This is a genomic window from Mycobacterium basiliense, assembly GCF_900292015.1.
Classification (GTDB): Bacteria; Actinomycetota; Actinomycetes; order Mycobacteriales; family Mycobacteriaceae; genus Mycobacterium; species Mycobacterium basiliense.
In genome coordinates this window covers 143,708-161,203 of sequence record NZ_LR130759.1, presented here as the reverse complement: position 1 = coordinate 161,203, position 17,496 = coordinate 143,708, and the positions used below count along the sequence as shown (strand labels likewise).

Genomic DNA, 17,496 nt, shown 5'->3' with positions numbered 1-17,496 from the left:
GAACGAGCCGCGCAGGAGGAAACCATGGCCCGGACAACGACTTCGCCATCCGGCGTTACCATCCCGGTGGGCAACATCGAGCTCGAGATCTCCGGGATGACCTGCGCCTCGTGTGCGACACGCCTCGAGAAGACATTGAACAAGCTCGACGGTGTCGCCGCCAGCGTTAACTACGCAACCGAAAAGGCCACCATCGCAGTCCCGTTCGGATACGACCCGCAGGTTCTCGTCGCCGAAGTGGAAAAGGCCGGGTACACGGCGACACTGCCACGCCCACACCAAGAACCCGAGCGACCAACCCCAGACCCGGAACTACGGACCCTGCGCACCAGCCTGGCCACCGCGACCGTCCTCGCCGGCCCGGTGATCCTGATGGCGATGATTCCCGCGTTGCAGTTCCGCTACTGGCAGTGGGCCTCACTGACGCTGGCCGCGCCGGTCGTAGTTTGGGCAGGTCGAGCGTTCCACGCGGCCGCGTGGACCAATCTCAAACACGGCACGGCGACCATGGACACCCTGGTCTCGCTCGGGACCCTGTCGGCCTTCTTGTGGTCGCTGTACGCCCTCTTTCTGGGCAACGCCGGGCAACCGGGCCTACATCACTCGTTCCACTTGACCATCACGCGCGGCGACGGGACCGCCAATATCTACCTCGAGGTGGCCGCGGGCGTCACCCTTTTCGTCCTCGCCGGCCGGTATTTTGAGAAGCGCGCAAAGCGGCGTGCTGGCGCGGCACTGCACGCCCTGCTCCAGCTCGGGGCCAAGGATGTCGCGGTGCTGCGCACCGGCACCGAAACCCGCATACCCATCGATCAACTGCTCATCGGCGACGAATTCGTGGTGCGGCCCGGGGAGAAGATCGCCGCCGACGGGACGGTGGTTTCGGGTTCCTCGGCGATCGACGCGTCGATGCTTACCGGGGAATCGGTCCCGGTCGAGGTCGGGCCGGGTGACACCGTCACCGGAGCCACCGTGAACGCCGGCGGCCGCCTGGTGGTACGCGCAAACCGGGTGGGCGAGGACACCCAGCTGGCGCAGATGGGCCAGCTGGTCGAGGCCGCCCAATCGGGTAAGGCAGCCGCCCGACGGCTCGCCGACCGCATCTCCGGCGTGTTCGTGCCTGTCGTGATCGCCATCGCCGTGGCAACGCTCGGAGTCTGGCTCGGCGCCGGCGCTCCGCTCACCGCCGCACTGACGGCGGCCGTGGCGGTGCTGATCATCGCATGCCCATGCGCGCTCGGATTAGCTACCCCGACAGCACTTTTAGTCGGAACGGGTCGCGCCGCATCGCTTGGGGTTCTGATCAAGGGCCCAGAAGTATTGGAGTCCACCCGCAAGATCGACACGATCGTGCTGGACAAGACCGGCACCGTTACCACCGGCAAAATGGCGGTGGTCGATGTGATCACCGCAGCCGGCGTCGACCGGGCCACGGTGTTGCGCTACGGCGGCGCCTTGGAGAGCTCCTCTGCGCACCCCATCGCGCAAGCGATCGCCAAGGCCGCCAAGTCCGAACTTGGCACGCTACCCGAGGCCGAGCACTTCGCCAGCGTGGACGGCCAAGGCGTGCACGGCATTATCGACGGAATGGCCGTCGTCGTCGGGCGTTCGAGCCTGCTGACCGAGTGGGCTCAACACCTCGATCCGACATTATCGGCGGCCAAGGATCGGGCCGAGAGCGAGGGCAAGACCGCCGTTGTCGTCGGCTGGGACGGACTCGCCCGCGGAGTACTCGTGATTGCCGATACGGTCAAACCCACTAGCGCACAGGCCGTCCGGGAGTTCGAGCGACTCGGCCTAGCGCCGGTATTGCTCACCGGCGACAATCGGGTCGTCGCCCGGCGCATCGCCGACGAGGTGGGCATCGGCCGGGTCATTGCCGAAGTGATGCCGGCCGACAAAGTGTCGGCGATCACGCGCTTGCAATCCGAGGGCCGGGTGGTGGCCATGGTCGGCGACGGCGTCAACGATGCTGCCGCGTTGGCCACCGCGAACCTCGGGCTGGCGATGGGCACCGGCACCGATGTCGCGATCGAAGCCGCCGACGTCACCTTGGTGCGCGATGATCTACGGGCTGCAGCGGACGCAATCAGGCTGTCCCGCAAAACACTGGCTACCATACAGGCCAACTTGTTCTGGGCCTTTGGCTACAACATCGCCGCGATTCCGCTAGCCGCGCTCGGTCTGCTCAACCCCATGCTCGCCGGAGCGGCGATGGCGTTCTCCAGCGTGGTCGTCGTTGGCAACAGCCTACGTCTGCGGTCCTTTACCGCCGGCGGGCCTGCCGATCCAGGCGACCGGCCAGCATGGCGTGGAAATGACCGGCCGCACTCTCGTGCCGACCGAATTCCACGAACTCGTTAGCCCCCGAGCACAACCCGCGTTGGACGCCCTCGGACATCTCGTTGTCTTCGATCGCACCACGGGCGATGAAGCTGGCCTCGCCCGCCGGGTTGTTGGGTCCCGGATCACGTCCCGATCGCTCGGCAACCTCCGGGCGAACCATCGCATAGATGGTCGACGTGGTGTGGCCAACGTCTACCGGGTCGACGACGACCATAAGTACCAGATCGGGAAACGTTGCGAGCATGACGTTGGGGAACAACTGATACAAGTAGGTCACCCGCGCATCGGTGGTCCAGGTTGACTCAGGCCGGTCGCGAAGGCGCTCAATATTGCGGTAGGGGAACGTGATACGGCTATTCGGCCCGAATGTCTCCACCACGTTGAGGTCATCGTATTGCAGTGGGTAGAACGTGTCTTTGTGCGTTGTACGGATGTGATAGCCCTCGAGAAACTGCTCGACGAGCACCTTCCAGTTCATCGCTCGCAACGTGCAATCCACGTAGGCCAGCCGGTTGACCGGCAAAAGTTTTTCGCGCCACGGACTGCCGTCGGTGAGCCATGTCATCGCCTCGTCGTCAGGCTTGCATCCGGCTGAACTCGCAGCGTCGAGCGCACCGATGACAACGAGCCCGTCCGCCTCCTGACTGGGCACCTCGACCAGACCGCGCGTCGAGTGGTCCAGCTCGGGGAATGCCTCGGCGTGGGGCACATGCGCCAGCGAACCATCCAACCGGTACGTCCAGCCGTGATACCGACACACCAGGGCATGAGAGCACCCGGAACCCTCGACAAGGGCGAAACCGCGGTGGCGACACGCGTTGCGGAACACGCGCACCTGTTGATCGCGTCCACGCACCGCGAACAAGGGCACCCCAAAAACGCTGCGTTCAATGTGGTCGCCCGGATTCGGGATAGCCGCGGAGGGAACGAATACGCTCGGCATCGCGCGCAGCAGCCGCAGCTCGTCGGCAAAGCGCTCAGGTTTCAGGTAGTTTGCGACGGGCTCACGCCAAGCCTCGCCCTCATCGGTGGTGCCGGCATCAATATGAGCAAGCACGCGCCGGACGATTTGCACATCGTCAGCAACCAACGACTTTGTCGGCAAGCTCATGCGCTTTAGTATCACACTCCTGAAATCACGCGTCAACGATTTAGTGATATGAGCATCCATCGGTGAAGATACCTATGTGCCTGCACTACCACGCTCCCGGGTGAGCCAGCTGATCGGCAACCGGCCGCTTAGCGCGCGCTCGGTGCTCGCATCGGCGTTACTGGGCGCCGACCAAGGCCGCCTCACGGTGGCCGAATTGGTTGGGTTGGCCACCCAGTTCGGCATCAGCGACGGCGCGGCACGCACCTGTCTGTGGCGGATGGTCTCCACCGGCGAACTGTCCAGCGATGGCGGTAGCTACGCGCTGGCGGGGCGCTTGTTAGAGCGTCGCCAGCGGGTCGACGAGGCGTCCCGAATTGCCGGCGCGATGGCGCGGAGCTGGGACGGAACTTGGGAACTGGCCATCGTGTCCTTGGACCGCCGCTCGGCAGCAGATCGGCTTGAGCTGCGGAAGGCGGCGACGACCCTGCACCTGGCCGAGCTCCGTGAGGGCGTGTGGTTGCGTCCGAACAACCTCGACCCGCAACGGCTTCCGACCTCCCGCGCGGTACTCGAACAACAGTGCACCCAATTTCACGGCGCGGCCACCCAGATCGCTCCCGACAAGGTGCTATCGCTGTTCGGCCTTGACGAATGGGCAGCGGATGCCAGGGCGCTCATCGAGGCGATAAGCGTCGCACTCGAACCCGACAACAACGACTATTCGGCCGAGACCTTCACCTACGAATTTTCGTTGTTGATCGCCGTAGTACGGCACCTTCAGCTCGATCCGCTGCTACCCACCGAACTCATACCGGACCACTGGCCTGGGCATGCGCTGCGCAGCCTGCATCACAACTTCGACGAAGCCTTCAAACGAAGGATCAACCGCGCTTTCGGTTGACCGTGCGACGGACGGCCGGCGCCGCAGCGGCTCAAATGTCGACTAGCGGCCGGCCCGCGGTATCGCTGGCCGCACCGCTACCAGGCTTTGGCACCAACTCGGTCAGCCAGCTACGGATCTCGTTGTTGTGTTCGCCAAGCCGCGGCGGCCTGGTGCGATAGGTGGCCGGCGTAGCGGACAAGTTGATTGGACTGGCCACCTGACGGCCCAGGCCCTCGCCGTCCTCGGTGTTGCGGATCGGGCGCAGACCCAGCCGCTCGGCCAGCGCGAACGCTTCGGCGATGTTGTTGACGGCACCAGCAGGAACGCCCAGTTCAGGCAATAGTCGCGCCCAGTGGCCGGCCGAGTTCGATGCCAAGGCGTGTTCCAAGTGCTCGCGCAACAGCGCTCGATTGCCCACCCGTAGTTCATTGCTGAGAAATCGCCCGTCGGTTGCCAGACCGGGGATGCCCAGCGCGTCACACAGCTGGGTGAACTGCTTGTCGTTGCCCACTGCCAAGACCAGCGTCCCCTCTCCGGTCGAGTACGTATCGTAGGGGGCGATGCTGGCGTGCCCGTTACCCATCGCGCGCGGAATCTGCCCGGTCAGAACATAACTGGCAGACTGATTGGCCAGCGCAGCCAGCAATGCCGACATCAGATTGATCTCCACATGCTGGCCACGTCCCAACCGGTCTCGCTCGCGCAATGCCGACAAGATCCCAACCGTGGCGAACAGCCCCGCCAGCACATCCACCACCGCCACGCCCACCTTGGTCGGGGTTTCAGGATCCGGCCCGGTGATGCTCATCAACCCGCCCAGAGCTTGAACCAACAGGTCATAGCCGGCCAACTCGCGCCCCGCTGCGGCGCCGAAGGCCGAGATGCTGCAGTACACCAACATGGGGTTGGCCGGGCGAATCGTGGGCTCGTCCAAGCCGAATCGCTCCATGGTGCCCGGGCGGAAGTTCTCCACCAGCACGTCGGCGCGCTCGGCGAGGACCCGAGCCACCCGCAAGTCCGCGGGATCACGGAGGTCGAGCACAATACTACGCTTGTTGCGATTAACACCCAGGTAGTAGACGCTTTCGTGGTCGACGAACGGTGGGCCCCACGACCTCGTGTCATCACCGCCCGGTCGTTCGATCTTGATCACATCGGCGCCCAGGTCGCCGAGGGTCATCGTGCAGAACGGCCCCGCCAGTACCCGGGAAAAGTCGGCCACCAGCAGCGACGAAGAGCGTTGTGACACATACTGATTCAACTTGTCATCGCCTCCAAGTCGATTAGCGGGCAGCCTGGCTGGGCGCCGCGACAGCGCCCAGCCAGATCCGGAGGGCTTGGGGCACAATCTCGGCGGCACGCCCATCGAGCCGGTCTACAGTCAGGCTACTGATCGGATGGGTAGTGACCGCGGGCTCGAGGGCGACCATTCCGCGCGCCTCACGCTGCAAGCGGGCCTCATTCTCGAACTCCGTCGTCACGATGGCCACCGTCGGCACCCCCGCCTGCTCCAGCCGCACCGCGTCGTTGATGCATGCCGAACAACAGGATCCACAATCGCCAATGGCAGTTAGCGCGATGTCGTTTTCCGCCGCGATCTGACTGACTAGCCCAGGCTCAGCGTCCGAGGAGAAATGCCGCTTGTCGTAGTGGGTTACCGATGCGAAATCGGCACCGTGACGGCTTAATTCCAATACCGTGGCACGTAGCAGTTTGGCCGCGTTCCACTTGGTGTTGCTCAGCACACCGAGGCGCAGCCCGTCAATCGTGCCGGGCCGGGGAGCCGGAGAGACAGCCTCTACCTCGACCACACCACATGGGTCATAGACAACGTTCGTCATTTGATTTCCTTCAGTGTTTGATTTCCTTCAGTATTTGAGTGCTTCGCCAGGCTTCGTGTCTCAGAGCCGACACGACCCGTCGGCGCAATTGAACTCGCGGGCAATGGTGTTGGCGTCGGGCACGCCAACACCGTCATCGTCAACGCGGCGTAGCACCGGCGTCGTCGCGGTGCTCCACCCCGGCAGGAACGCCGAGAATCGTCCAGCGGCTCCACCCGCGACAAACAGGTGAATGTCATCCGGAGTGAACACGATTGGCAGTCTCCTGCCCGACTCACGTGGATACCACTTCGGCAGATTGCGGTTGTAGGTGCGTCCACCGGGAGGTGCGTAGCGGTTGTGGTAACTCACGGCGTCCCAGTCATTGGTGCCGTTGATCCAGAGGTAGCGACGAACGTCGTCGCGGGTCCAGCCAGCGGCAGCGATCGTATGTGCATGCTCCACGCCGATGACGACCGCGCAGGAACCGCCCAGCACCGCATTGTTATGTGCGATGGTGCTCATCGCCGAGGCGATCGAGTCCAGAATCCCCTCGGGGTCATCCGAAATGTGGTTGGTGACGCTGTGCGGAGCCTCCGCCCCGATGACCAGCACCGTGCTGTCTTCGGCCCGGTAACCGTGCTCGACGTGATAGGGCGCCCAGGGGTTGGCCTCCTCGTTTTCGGCGATGCAGAACGAGTATTTCCCCGGGTGGCCCAGGGTGCTCTTGTCCCGTTCGCCCGGAATGCCACCACCGACACTGAGCATGACCAGCCGAATTGCCCGGCCAATAGTGGCGTTGGCCCGGTTGCCCGAACCGAACACATTTCCACCACAGTTCATTCCGATCTGACCAACGATCGGCCCGTTGACCACGAGCAGTGGCGCGACGACATGGGTCGTTGCCTGGATGCCGTTGAGGTTGAACCGTGCATCGGTTAGAGCCAATATGGCGGACCGCACGACGGGGGCATACTCGGGTTTGCATCCGGCCATCACCATGTTGACGGCCAGGAGTTCTCGAGTCAGGCTGCCCCACCGCGGCGGAATGCGCGCCACCAGCGCGTTGGGATGCCCTCCCAGGGCGTCCAACATCGCGGCCACGCGTGCGGGGGTCGGCGCAACCACCGGCAACCCGTCGCTCCACGGCTGTTGGAAATAGTGCTCGACAAGATCGACTTCGTCGATGATCACAGCTGTCATGGGTTGCCTCTTCTCGGGATCTGTCACCGTGAGGACAACCGTAGGTGGACCACATCTTTAGTGTCCAAGACATATTAGAACAGGTATTATATTCTGTAGATATTATGGATCCGGAGATGCGCTTGCTGCGCTACTTCGTCACCGTCGCCGAGGAGAGACATTTCGCCCGCGCCGCGGACCGACTGCACATCGCCCAACCGCCACTGAGCCAACAGATCCAGAAGTTGGAGCGCCAACTGGGTGTCGACCTCATCGATCGTTCCCGACGCCCGATCGAACTCACTGACGCCGGCAAGGCGCTTCTGCCCGAGGCCAGACTGGCGCTCACTCACGCCGAGCGCGCCTTTGCGGCGGCACGTCGGGCCGCCACCGGTCAACTCGGTCACCTTCACATCGGCGCACTGCAGGCGGCGGTGGACGGCGTCTTGTCCTATGTAATGCGGGCGCATCACCGCGACTACCCGGACGTCACACTCGAACTCAATGAGCTGGGTACCCATGAGCAGGTGACACAGCTGGTCGAGCGCCGCATCGATATCGGCTTTCTGCGCGGGCCGGTTGACGACCCATCGTTGACCATCCAAACCTTGATCGATGATCCGCTTGTCCTGGTGACATCTGAGGACGATCCGCTGGCCGCACAACAGCGCATCGCTCCGTCGCTGCTTGCGGACCAGCCGATGATCCTGTGGACTCGAAGTGCAGCGGCCACCACCTACGCCGACATCGTCGAATTTTTCCGCACACACAACATCGAGCCGCCGATCGTCGATGAAGTGCCCAGAATCCAGACAATTCTTGCCCTAGTTGCATCGGGATCTGGAAGCTCCTTGCTACCAGCATCTTTCATCAACCTCAACCGAAACGGCGTACGGTTCATACCACTACACGGGCCTCTGCCCTATCGTCCGCTCGCGCTGGCATGGCACACCACCAACAAGTCGCCCAGCGTGCGCGCGTTCATCGATGTCGCCACCCGAGCCGCCCCACAGTACCTACGCGATCTGAGCGATCACTACCCACAGCTGGCGTCACAATCCACCGAAATCTTGTGACCCAAAACGCGGACACTGATCCGAACACGTTGCAGCACAACCAAAGTCAGTGCGCTGAGAGCTACTGGCGTACCGGAGCGGGTTCGTCCAACTCCGCTTCGAGCAGGATCTGCAAGCTCTTCCGCAATTCGCCAAAGCGCCGCTCCCCCAGCAGTTTCTCCCAACGCTTCTGCACGGCTAGTGCGTTAGTCCGCATTACCCGTAGGACCTGCCTACCCCGCGGTGTCAACTCAATGATCCGAGCGCGAGCATCAGCCGGATCGGGAACTCGCGTGACGTAGCGGTGCCGCTCCATCGCCGTCACCGCCTGGGCCACCGCCTGACGACTCACCCCAAGTCGTTCGGCCAGATCCGATGCATGCAACCCACCGGCGGCCAACGGCACGAGTCCAATCGCTTGCGCCGGGCGAATTCCCTCCAATCCCGCCTCCGCGAATGCCGCTCTCAACCGAGGGCCTCCGGCGCTAGCAAGCAGTTGCACCAGGGCCGGCACGGTGGGCTCCCAGTCGGCATCTGGAACACTTTGCATGCACCGAGTCTGCCATTCGTGACACGAATGACAAGGTACTTGTCAACCGCGGGCACTAACTGTCACCATGTGAGCGTGCCGTCTCGGTTCGTCCGGGCATTCACCGGGTGCTTGCTGGCCGTCTTGGTGGCGTTGGCCGCCATCGGGCTCGGCGGCCCGCGCGTGTGGGGAACGCCTGATTTCCCGATCCCGGCCGGACGGTCCATCCAGATCGTCAAGGCAGGAGGGCTATTCAGGATCTATCGCGTGTACCGGCCACAGGGGTTGGCCGGCATGGCGCCATTGGTAGTGATGCTGCACGGCGGCTTTGGCGATGGCGCCCAGGCCGAACGCGACTACCACTGGAACAGTGAGGCGGATACCGGCCGCTTCGTGGTGGCCTACCCGAACGGCCTACTGCGCGCCTGGAACGGCGGGACGTGCTGCGGTCTGCCCGAAAACGTCGATATCGACGATGTCGGCTTCCTCACCAGCATGGTCGCCGATATCGAGCATCGGACGCCAATTGATCCGGCACGGGTCTACGTCACCGGCATGTCGGCCGGAGGCATCATGGCGCTTCGATTGGGCTGTCAGACCAACGTTTTTGCCGCGATAGCACCGGTGGCGGGCACCCTACTGACCGACTGCTCGCAAGCACAGCCCGCCTCGCTGCTACAAATCCACGGCACCGCCGACGACCGGGTTCCATACAACGGCGGGCCCGGAAGGCCCCGGTCGCTCGACGGTACGCCACGCGTCGACGGCCCCCCGGTGCCGGCCGTCAATGCCACCTGGCGTTCTATCGACGGGTGCGCGCCACCCAGCTCAAGCACGGTTGGTGTGGTGACGACAGAAATCGCGACCTGTGCAAACGGGCGTACGGTGCAACTGATCTCGGTCGAGGGGGCCGGCCACCAATGGCCGGGTGCTAGGCCCAAACCCATCGTGGAAAAGCTCGCGGGTATCCCGCCACCATCGACGGCGCTAAACGCCACCGACACCATTTGGCAATTCTTCAGTCAGAACCACCTCTGAAAGCCCCGGCTACGGTAGCCATTTCACTGTGCCATCTCCGTCACACCGGCATCGACGCGGGAGCGGCCGTTAGCGTTGCTGGGCCAAGATCGCGCCGCCCAGCCAGCGCTTGATAAAGCGTCGCAACTCTTCTGGGCTGCGACTGGGTTCGTTGGGCGCAACAAAGAACGACAACATGATGCGCAGGGTGACCTCGACAAGGTCATGCTTGGCCGGCTCATCGAACCCGTATGCCGTCCAGTCGACATCGAAACGCTCAAGCATTCTCATTCCGAATGCTTGCGCTTCCTCGGACGCGAGATTTTCCGGACGGGTGTGCGCGGACGGTTGCGCGATCAGGAGACCCAGATGGGGTGTGCGTACCACGTCTTTCAGCGTGAACATTACGGCTTCGGTCATCGCTTCCGCCGGATCGCCTATGCCATGGACGGTCTCGGTGAGCCGGTCGAGAAAACTATCCACCGATGCCACCGCTGCGGCATGCATCAGCGCCTCGGAATTCGGGTAGTAGCGGTACACCGTCTGCCTGATGATGCCTAACGACGCGGCCACCTGAGCAAGACTGACATCCGAACCGGTGTCGGCGATTAATTTCACCGCCGCGTCAATAATTCGCTGAGACGCCTCCTCGTCGGAACTGGGTGGCGCCCCGTTCCATCCACGCCTACGCGCCACTGGCGACACCCCGGGAGCTCAACACCCCGTGAGCATACCGCCCGACATTATTTGAATGAGGCGTGAGTATCCCTTGAGACGAACCTCACTACGCCATGTCCAGGGCGCCCCGCGCAACGCCAGCAAACCCGCACCCGTTGGATCCCAACGCCTGCCGGCGCGGCACCTCCAGGATTGCCATACGGCCGATGTACCAGACGTATGTTTAGTCTCCACACGTTCGCTCGGCCGCAGCCACGCGAACCGGGCCAGCGGCCACCCAAACACCCCGCCCCCGAAGAGAAAAGGAGACGCGGAAGCTGCACTTGCGCTCCGAGAGCACCGTCGGGTCCACCGCCAACGGCAGCAATGACTTCACCGCGTCACAGCGCTAATGCATTGCAGCATAACGCGAATGCGTTCCAGATGCCGCACCGAAGCCCGGCCATCGCGAACGGTCTGCGAGCGCATTGGACTGTTCTTTATCACACCTCTCGTGGAAACACTTTGCAAGAGTGGCTATCTCACCAGTCCAACGCGACCCATTGCCGACCCTCGGCGAGCGAGGAATCAATCGTCGAGCATGCCGTCGACCAGCCGACGCAGTACTTGCCGGGTTTCTCGCAAGGCCGGTTCGGGGTCATCGGCGGTGGCAATGAACATCGCCGCCTCGTCGAGTGCACCGATCAGCACATGGGCCAGCGGGCGCACTGGTTGGCTATCGAGCTGACCGGCACGGATGGCCTCGTTGATCAACTGTTCGGTCATGCCCAGGCTGTACCGCTGAGCGACATCACGAAAACCCGCCCAGCCTAGTACCGCAGGAGCATCGAGCAGAATCAATTGGCGGACCTCCGGATCCGCGGAAACCTCGAGCCAGGCATCGACGGCGGCCCGGATCGCGTCTGCGGGGGTTGCCGCACCCGAGGACGCCACGGAGGTGGCCAGGCGCGCCATCAAGTCCTGCTCCACCGCCTCCACGACATCACGGAATAGCGCTGCCTTGTCGGCGAATTGGTGGTACATCGCGCCGCGGGTCACACCGGCTTCTTTGGCGATCTCCGGTGTCCCGACCTCCGCATAGCCTCGCAGGCCCCACAGCTTTCGCGCGGCCGAGATCAGCGCCTCGCGGGTTGCCGCGGAGCGCTCCTCCTGGGTTCGTCTCTTGATTTCCATACACCCTGTTGGTAAGTTACCGGCAGCCTGTCTGTAACTATATCGAAGTGGAGGCTTTCCATGCCAACGATCGACATTAACGCCGGAACCATCCATTACGAAGTAACCGGACCCGAGAACGGCAGGCCCGTCATGTTCGTACACGGCTACCTGATGGGCGGCCAGCTGTGGCGTCAGGTCAGCCAGCAGCTTGCCAATCTGGGCCTCAGATGCGTTGCGCCAACCTGGCCGCTCGGAGCGCATCCGACGCCACTGAAGGCCGGCGCCGACCGATCCATCACCGGCGTCGCGGGCATGGTTGCCGATGTGCTCGCGGCCCTTGACCTCAACGATGTCGTACTGGTCGGCAATGACACCGGCGGTGTCGTCACACAGCTTGTTGCGGTGCATCATCCCCAACGGCTCGGCGCGCTCGTGCTTACCAGCTGTGATGCGTTCGAACACTTTCCGCCACCGATTCTCAAACCTGTCATCCTCGCGGGTCAGTCGAAGCCACTGTTTCGGACCGCGATCCAAGCACTGCGGGTGCCGGCCGCGCGGCGGAGCGCCTTCGCCGACCTGGCCTACGCCGACATCGATGAGCTCACCCAAACGTGGGTGCATCCGGCGCTAACCAACCCCGCGATCACCGAAGACCTACGCCAGTTGTCGCTGTCGCTGCGAACGGAAATCACCACCGGCGTGGCTGCCCGGTTACCCGAGTTGGCTATGCCGACGCTCGTCGCTTGGTCGGCCGACGACGAATTCTTTATGCTCGAGGACGGCAAGCGCTTAGCCGCGACGATTCCCAACGCGCGACTCGAGGTGATCGAGGGAGCACGGACGTTCGCGATGCTGGACCAGCCAGATCGACTCGCGCATCTGGTCGCCACGGTCGCGGTGAACGCCTAGCGCCGGAGAACCCACCACTACGCGACACATACTTCTCGCACACGACACGCCGGCGCGGATCGCCACCGTTTATGTCTCGGCGAGGCTCACGCGATCGCGATCGCGATCGCGGACAAACCCTGGCACACCCGCTCTGGCAACGAGCCACCGCGCGCAAGCCAGTCGTCCAGTGCGATACGGATGGTCGCCATCGCCAAGGCACCGAGGAGACGAGGCCTGGGGTCTTGGGGGGCCAAGTCGGGTATTCGCGGTGCGATCAACTCCGCGATCGCCGATTCGTAGCGCACGTAGACGCGCAGTGTCCAGGCATCCAGGGTCTCGGATGACCTGGTGAGAGTAACCAGTTCACGCACCTGACGCTCGATGTCGGCAAATCCGAGAGAAAGCTCACCAAAGGCGCCGACGACGGCCTGGGCAGCGGACAGTTCCGCCGGCTGGGCGGCCAACGCGGTGGTGATCCGCTCCAGCCACAGTGCATTGACGCCCTCGGCGACGGCGTCTTCCTTGGAGTTGAAGTATCGGAAGAAGGTTGCCCGGCTGATGTCGGCCGTGTCCGCGATGCGGTCCACCGTGGCTCCTGCCAGACCCTCCGTGGCGACCAACTGCGCGGCCGCGGCGGCGACGCGCTGACGAGTCGCCATGCGCTTCCGTTCGGCGAGCGATTTGTGCGAACTACTACCGACAAGGTGAGGGTCCACGGGCGGTTGCGGCATGGCAGTTCTTCCAACAGATGCTCAACAACGCGACCACGGTGGTCACCGAGGACGCCGAGTCCGAGCGAGAGCTGCTAGAGGGACTGCGCGTCATCGCCCGAGTGGCGTCGCTGTGCTCGCAAATGTCGGTCGAGACCGACCCAGGCCGACCGGCGTTCTTCGACATGTGTTCCCCGAACCGGATGGTTGGTGGCCCCAATCCGGACGGCAATTACTACCTGGCGATGATCCGCGGCGATCGTCGTTACCGCATCGGCGGCACTCGCGGCACCAGCGCCTACCTCGGCTTGCAGATCCTGGCGGGCACCGGCTTGACGCCACGACGAATGGCCAACTACATCAGTGACGTTGACCTGACGCTGAACGCCGGTGAATTCGCGGTCGTGCTCTCGTCGGAAAGGCCCGCGGACAGCACGGACGCGCAGTGGGTGCAGATCCCCTCCGACGCGTCTGCGGTGGTGGTCCGGGAATACATCGGTGACCGCGCTTCCGAAAAATTGGCCACCATGCGCATCGAAGTGCTCGACCCCGAACCCCGCACGCCATTGACCGACGCCGAACTATCCGATCAGTTCACGGCGATGGCTTGGTCGCTGATGAAGCTTGCGACGTTGCACCGCACCATCAAGCCCGAATTGCTCGACAGCCCCAATACGCTGGTGACCGCCGAGGCCGCCGATCTGGGTGCCGCCGACACCACCCCGGACAACCTCTACATGATGGGCAGCTTCCGGCTCGACCCCGGCCAGGCGTTGGTCCTCGATATCGCCCCGCCCGACACGCGGTACTGGAACGTTGCGCTGGAAACATCTGGCACGAGTGTCTGGAACCACGCCGCCGGCACAGTTCGGTGACCAACCGTGAGGTGAATTCAGACGTGAACGGGCGGGTACGGATCGCAATCTCCGAACACGACTTCGGATTCGGGCATTGGCTCGACACGGGAGGCCGACACCGCGGCTTCGTGGTGCTGCGCTGGCTGGACAACCCCAGCCCGCCCGACGTGCAGGTCTCGCTGCGCCACGGTGTGGAACCCTCATGACCCCACGGGACCGATTCGACCCGGATCGACTCATCGCCACCGCCTGCGAGGAAGTGGGCAGTGACGACTTCGGCGACGATCTTGGTTTCACAGGCTGGCAACCCGGACTGCACCGGGTGACCGATGGCCTGATCAATGAGGCGCGACTATCGGCCATCGGTGTCGAGATCGCGCACCTGGACCTCTTACGGGCATTGAAGAACCGGCTGAGTGTGATCGCATGGCGCAAACAACATCCCGAGGTCGCCACCAAGCCGATCACTCAGCCGATCGTCATCGTTGGCCAACCCCGAACCGGAACGACCATCCTCTATGACTTGCTCGCCCAGGATCCGGAGCTGCGGGCGCCGCTGACCTGGGAGGTCGATTCACCCTGCCCGGTCCCCCAGCCGGAGAGCTACCACAACGATCCACGCATCGCGCAGACTCAGGCCAGCATCGAGCTGTCCGAACAGATCATTCCGGGCTTCCTCGCCTTTCACCCGATGGGTGCACTGGTCGGGCAGGAGTGCGTCCGCATCACCGCCAGCCAGTTCACCAGCATGATCTATTCGGTGCAGTATCGCCTGCCCAGCTACTACCGGTGGCTGCTGTACGAGGCAGACCATGCCGGCGCCTACCGCTTCCACCGAATATTCTTGCAACACCTGCAATCCGGCGTTACTGGCCAATGGCTACTCAAGTCACCGGCACATCTGTGGCAGCTGGGTGCCCTACTCCACGAATACCCTGACGCGTTGATTGTGCAGACGCACCGCGACCCGCTCAACGTCATCTCTTCGATCGCGGCACTAACCCACCACCTACGACGGATGGCCAGCGATCAGATCGACATCGCCGAGTGCGCGGCCCAATCCTACGAAGAGATCGTTGTCGGCCTCGACCGCGAGATAGCGCTGCGCGACAGTGGCGCCATCCCCGAAGGCCGGATCATCGATGTGCTGTACACGGATTTCGTGAACGGCCCCTGGGACACGATCGGTGACATCTATCAGCGGCTGGGCCGTGAATTGCGGCCGGAAACCGAACAGCGAATGCGTGACTTCCTGGCCGCTCATCCCGGCGACGTCGGGCGCGGCCGTTACACCTGGAAGGACACCGGCCTCAACGCCGACGACGTTCGTGATCGAGTGCGCACCTACCAGGAGCGTTATGACGTACCCACCGAGCAGCTGAGGTGAACGATATCGCGAAATAAATTGGCGCGGCGCTGTCGACGCGACCGCCAAACGGCATAGAATCCTGGCTTGTGACGACCCCGTCGAACCCGTGGGGTGACGAACGACGGAGACTCTCGCATCAGCCATCGATGCGCGATCACTTTTTTGGCCGCAGTCAAGCGCGCCGGTTGAGCCGACGCTTCTCCGGAGTGGGCGTCGACATCCCACCGGGACGCCTACGGGAGATGCTGGCCGGAATGCCCGCCTCCGACGACGAACTAACCAGTTTCAATTTCGGCTTGATCGCTTTGCACATAAACCGGGAAAAGCGCCTTGCTCAGTTGCAGCGGATGCAGCGCCGGTGCCGGCAAGCACTGATCTCGCTGGGGATGGTCATCGTCGCACTGAACTTTCTCCTCTGCATCGGATACCTCTTGTTCACCCTGACCCTGCAGCGCTCGCTGTAAATCCTGGACTCCCGCGCCCGGGTATCACTACCCAAGCCGAACGGGTAGAACTACGCAGGTAGTAAGGGCCTCGAGTAGCGATGCTTCTGGCATGAGGACGCTGATGGGCTTCCCCGACCCCACCGAACTGGCCGCCCGCACACCCGTCGACCGCGACCGCGCCATCGATGTCATTCGCATCGCGGCCTTGGTTGGCGTCGTAGTCGGTCACACAGTCATGGCGATCAGCATCATCCGTGACGACGTGCTCATCTGGGACAACCTGCTCACGACCTCGACGATGTTTCAGGCCCTGACCTGGATCTTTCAGATCATGCCGTTGTTCTTCTTTGCCGGTGCGGCGGCCTGCATGACGTCCTGGCGTCGCGGCGCGAACTGGGGTGGCTGGCTGATGAGTCGCTGCACCAGGCTGTTTCGCCCGGTGTTTTACTACCTCGGATTTTGGGCAGTCGCGTTGATCACCCTGTATCCGGTGGTGCCCCAACACGTCTACCAGCCCATCGCCGGGATCAGCATTCAACTGTTGTGGTTTCTCGGCGCCTACGTGCTGGTGTTAGCGACCATGCCGGTGTTGTCGCGGATCACCACGACCGGCCGTCTCGCCGTTGGCGTGACCACGGTCTATGGGACCGTTGCGTTCATCGACGGGGTTCGGCTGCACTGGTCCGCCGCGGCACCGCTGGGCTATGTCAACCTCGTGGTCTGGCTCATTCCCGGTATGTTCGGTGTGGCCTACCGGAGCCGGTTGCTTTCCGGGCGAGCCGCGCTGGGCACCGCGGTGGCACTGTTCGCCGTGAACATTGCGCTGCTTGAGTGCGGTCCGTACGAGCTGAGCCTGGTCGGCATCGAAGGCCAAAGATTGCCCAACATGAGCCCGCCCTCATTACTGTTGGCCGGTCACGCAATCATCTTGAGCGCGTTAGCAATAGCGGCAGCACCGGCGGTCACGCAGTGGGCTCGCCGGCCGCGGGTGTGGTGGTGGACGGCGATCGGCAATTCCGGAGCGATGACCCTCTACCTGTGGCATATGCCCGTCCTGCTGGGCGTACACCTGCTCTTCGACACCGTCGGACATCCGCGCTATCCCGGCGAGCAGGATTTCGTCGCACTCAGCATCGCGCAGTTGCTGATCATCGTCGTGGCGGTGATGGCGCTTTTCGTGACGCTGAGCCCCATGGAGAACAACCCGTTGCCGGGCTGGGATGGCGCCGGGGCGGTCACGTCGGTCGGGCGCGGCGTGGGCGTTGGCATGCTGCTATGTGTGACGGGCGCAGCGGTTCTGGCTTCGGTGAAGTGGGGACTCAAAGACGACGGACTTGTCTGCGTCGCAGTCATGTTGGTGGCACTGCTGGCCGCCCGGATGCTCACCGTGACCACGGAGCGGGCCAGCCGCAACGACGTTCGGACCACGGCCGCCATCAACGGTTGACGGGCTCGTTCTCGTCTG

Annotated in this window: 16 protein-coding genes and 1 pseudogene; 9 read left to right on the top strand and 8 right to left on the bottom strand. The window is 63.5% G+C overall.

All coding sequences use genetic code 11. The features are described 5' to 3' along the window. Window positions 1-24: 24 nt before the first annotated feature. A complete protein-coding gene (locus tag MB901379_RS00800; protein ID WP_158014873.1) occupies window positions 25-2,364 on the top strand; it encodes a heavy metal translocating P-type ATPase in 2,340 nt (779 codons plus the stop codon). Here the strand turns inward: MB901379_RS00800 and MB901379_RS00795 are convergent. Next, window positions 2,267-3,457, bottom strand: a complete 1,191-nt coding sequence (locus MB901379_RS00795; protein WP_174236958.1) for an aromatic ring-hydroxylating oxygenase subunit alpha — start codon at window positions 3,455-3,457, stop codon at window positions 2,267-2,269. The two genes, MB901379_RS00800 and MB901379_RS00795, sit on opposite strands and share 98 nt — an antisense overlap. Window positions 3,458-3,557: 100 nt before the next feature. Between MB901379_RS00795 and MB901379_RS00790 the strand changes: the two genes are divergently transcribed. Beyond that, the gene (locus tag MB901379_RS00790) at window positions 3,558-4,340 is read left to right on the top strand and encodes a PaaX family transcriptional regulator C-terminal domain-containing protein (protein WP_232021959.1); all 783 of its coding nucleotides are present in this window, start codon (window positions 3,558-3,560) and stop codon (window positions 4,338-4,340) included. A 31-nt stretch (window positions 4,341-4,371) separates the two neighbouring features. On the opposite strand, the gene MB901379_RS00785 is transcribed toward MB901379_RS00790, so the two are convergent. The 3 genes from MB901379_RS00785 to MB901379_RS00775 are packed head-to-tail and all read right to left on the bottom strand — an operon-like array spanning window position 4,372 to window position 7,345. Beyond that, the gene (locus tag MB901379_RS00785; RefSeq protein ID WP_232021958.1) at window positions 4,372-5,571 is read right to left on the bottom strand and encodes a CaiB/BaiF CoA transferase family protein; all 1,200 of its coding nucleotides are present in this window, start codon (window positions 5,569-5,571) and stop codon (window positions 4,372-4,374) included. A 34-nt stretch (window positions 5,572-5,605) separates the two neighbouring features. Continuing rightward, window positions 5,606-6,163 carry a UGSC family (seleno)protein gene (locus MB901379_RS00780; protein ID WP_158014869.1) on the bottom strand — a complete coding sequence of 186 codons (558 nt, stop codon included), beginning with the start codon at window positions 6,161-6,163 and terminating at the stop codon, window positions 5,606-5,608. A gap of 60 nt (window positions 6,164-6,223) precedes the next feature. After that, complete coding sequence (locus MB901379_RS00775) at window positions 6,224-7,345, bottom strand: hypothetical protein (RefSeq protein WP_197717849.1); 1,122 nt, start codon at window positions 7,343-7,345, stop codon at window positions 6,224-6,226. A 116-nt stretch (window positions 7,346-7,461) separates the two neighbouring features. Between MB901379_RS00775 and MB901379_RS00770 the strand changes: the two genes are divergently transcribed. After that, the gene (locus tag MB901379_RS00770) at window positions 7,462-8,400 is read left to right on the top strand and encodes a LysR family transcriptional regulator (RefSeq protein WP_232021957.1); all 939 of its coding nucleotides are present in this window, start codon (window positions 7,462-7,464) and stop codon (window positions 8,398-8,400) included. A gap of 61 nt (window positions 8,401-8,461) precedes the next feature. On the opposite strand, the gene MB901379_RS00765 is transcribed toward MB901379_RS00770, so the two are convergent. Beyond that, window positions 8,462-8,929, bottom strand: a complete 468-nt coding sequence (locus tag MB901379_RS00765) for a MarR family winged helix-turn-helix transcriptional regulator (RefSeq protein WP_158014867.1) — start codon at window positions 8,927-8,929, stop codon at window positions 8,462-8,464. A 69-nt stretch (window positions 8,930-8,998) separates the two neighbouring features. Here MB901379_RS00765 and MB901379_RS00760 point away from each other — a divergent pair, with 69 nt between their 5' ends. Further along, window positions 8,999-9,946, top strand: coding sequence for an extracellular catalytic domain type 1 short-chain-length polyhydroxyalkanoate depolymerase (locus tag MB901379_RS00760; RefSeq protein WP_408632325.1), 948 nt, complete (start codon window positions 8,999-9,001; stop codon window positions 9,944-9,946). A 69-nt stretch (window positions 9,947-10,015) separates the two neighbouring features. On the opposite strand, the gene MB901379_RS00755 is transcribed toward MB901379_RS00760, so the two are convergent. Together MB901379_RS00755 and MB901379_RS00750 are read right to left on the bottom strand one after the other, a co-directional pair. Further along, window positions 10,016-10,621 (bottom strand): TetR/AcrR family transcriptional regulator, encoded by a 606-nt coding sequence (locus MB901379_RS00755; RefSeq protein WP_158014866.1) that lies wholly within the window; start codon window positions 10,619-10,621, stop codon window positions 10,016-10,018. 549 nt (window positions 10,622-11,170) lie between these two features. Then, window positions 11,171-11,776 carry a TetR/AcrR family transcriptional regulator gene (locus tag MB901379_RS00750; protein WP_158014865.1) on the bottom strand — a complete coding sequence of 202 codons (606 nt, stop codon included), beginning with the start codon at window positions 11,774-11,776 and terminating at the stop codon, window positions 11,171-11,173. 60 nt (window positions 11,777-11,836) lie between these two features. Between MB901379_RS00750 and MB901379_RS00745 the strand changes: the two genes are divergently transcribed. Next, window positions 11,837-12,667 carry an alpha/beta fold hydrolase gene (locus MB901379_RS00745; RefSeq protein ID WP_158014864.1) on the top strand — a complete coding sequence of 277 codons (831 nt, stop codon included), beginning with the start codon at window positions 11,837-11,839 and terminating at the stop codon, window positions 12,665-12,667. An 86-nt stretch (window positions 12,668-12,753) separates the two neighbouring features. On the opposite strand, the gene MB901379_RS00740 is transcribed toward MB901379_RS00745, so the two are convergent. Further along, on the bottom strand, window positions 12,754-13,308 hold the full coding sequence (locus tag MB901379_RS00740) for a TetR family transcriptional regulator (protein WP_232021956.1): 555 nt from the start codon (window positions 13,306-13,308) through the stop codon (window positions 12,754-12,756). 89 nt (window positions 13,309-13,397) lie between these two features. On the opposite strand from MB901379_RS00740, the pseudogene MB901379_RS00735 reads away from it, so the two are divergent. The 4 genes and pseudogenes from MB901379_RS00735 to MB901379_RS00720 all read left to right on the top strand — a co-directional run bounded on the left by MB901379_RS00735 (window position 13,398) and on the right by MB901379_RS00720 (window position 17,478). Then, a pseudogene (locus MB901379_RS00735) lies at window positions 13,398-14,422 on the top strand (hypothetical protein). Then, the gene (locus MB901379_RS00730; protein WP_158014862.1) at window positions 14,419-15,603 is read left to right on the top strand and encodes a sulfotransferase family protein; all 1,185 of its coding nucleotides are present in this window, start codon (window positions 14,419-14,421) and stop codon (window positions 15,601-15,603) included. The pseudogene MB901379_RS00735 and the gene MB901379_RS00730 overlap by 4 nt, the downstream one beginning before the upstream one ends. Before the next feature lie 68 nt (window positions 15,604-15,671). Continuing rightward, entirely contained in the window at window positions 15,672-16,049 is a 378-nt protein-coding gene (locus MB901379_RS00725; protein WP_158014861.1) for a hypothetical protein, read from the top strand. 91 nt (window positions 16,050-16,140) lie between these two features. After that, the gene (locus MB901379_RS00720) at window positions 16,141-17,478 is read left to right on the top strand and encodes an acyltransferase family protein (RefSeq protein ID WP_158014860.1); all 1,338 of its coding nucleotides are present in this window, start codon (window positions 16,141-16,143) and stop codon (window positions 17,476-17,478) included. The last annotated feature ends 18 nt before the right edge of the window (window positions 17,479-17,496 follow it).

Bases quoted from the DNA above. Each gene is read 5' to 3' on its own strand.
- MB901379_RS00780 (WP_158014869.1), bottom strand. From the start codon at position 6,163: ATGACGAACGTTGTCTATGACCCATGTGGTGTGGTCGAGGTAGAGGCT.
- MB901379_RS00740 (WP_232021956.1), bottom strand. From the start codon at position 13,308: ATGGCGACTCGTCAGCGCGTCGCCGCCGCGGCCGCGCAGTTGGTCGCC.
- MB901379_RS00795 (WP_174236958.1), bottom strand. From the start codon at position 3,457: ATGAGCTTGCCGACAAAGTCGTTGGTTGCTGACGATGTGCAAATCGTC.
- MB901379_RS00770 (WP_232021957.1), top strand. From the start codon at position 7,462: ATGCGCTTGCTGCGCTACTTCGTCACCGTCGCCGAGGAGAGACATTTC.
- MB901379_RS00775 (WP_197717849.1), bottom strand. From the start codon at position 7,345: ATGACAGCTGTGATCATCGACGAAGTCGATCTTGTCGAGCACTATTTC.
- MB901379_RS00745 (WP_158014864.1), top strand. From the start codon at position 11,837: ATGCCAACGATCGACATTAACGCCGGAACCATCCATTACGAAGTAACC.
- MB901379_RS00750 (WP_158014865.1), bottom strand. From the start codon at position 11,776: ATGGAAATCAAGAGACGAACCCAGGAGGAGCGCTCCGCGGCAACCCGC.
- MB901379_RS00800 (WP_158014873.1), top strand. From the start codon at position 25: ATGGCCCGGACAACGACTTCGCCATCCGGCGTTACCATCCCGGTGGGC.
- MB901379_RS00720 (WP_158014860.1), top strand. From the start codon at position 16,141: ATGAGGACGCTGATGGGCTTCCCCGACCCCACCGAACTGGCCGCCCGC.
- MB901379_RS00765 (WP_158014867.1), bottom strand. From the start codon at position 8,929: ATGCAAAGTGTTCCAGATGCCGACTGGGAGCCCACCGTGCCGGCCCTG.
- MB901379_RS00730 (WP_158014862.1), top strand. From the start codon at position 14,419: ATGACCCCACGGGACCGATTCGACCCGGATCGACTCATCGCCACCGCC.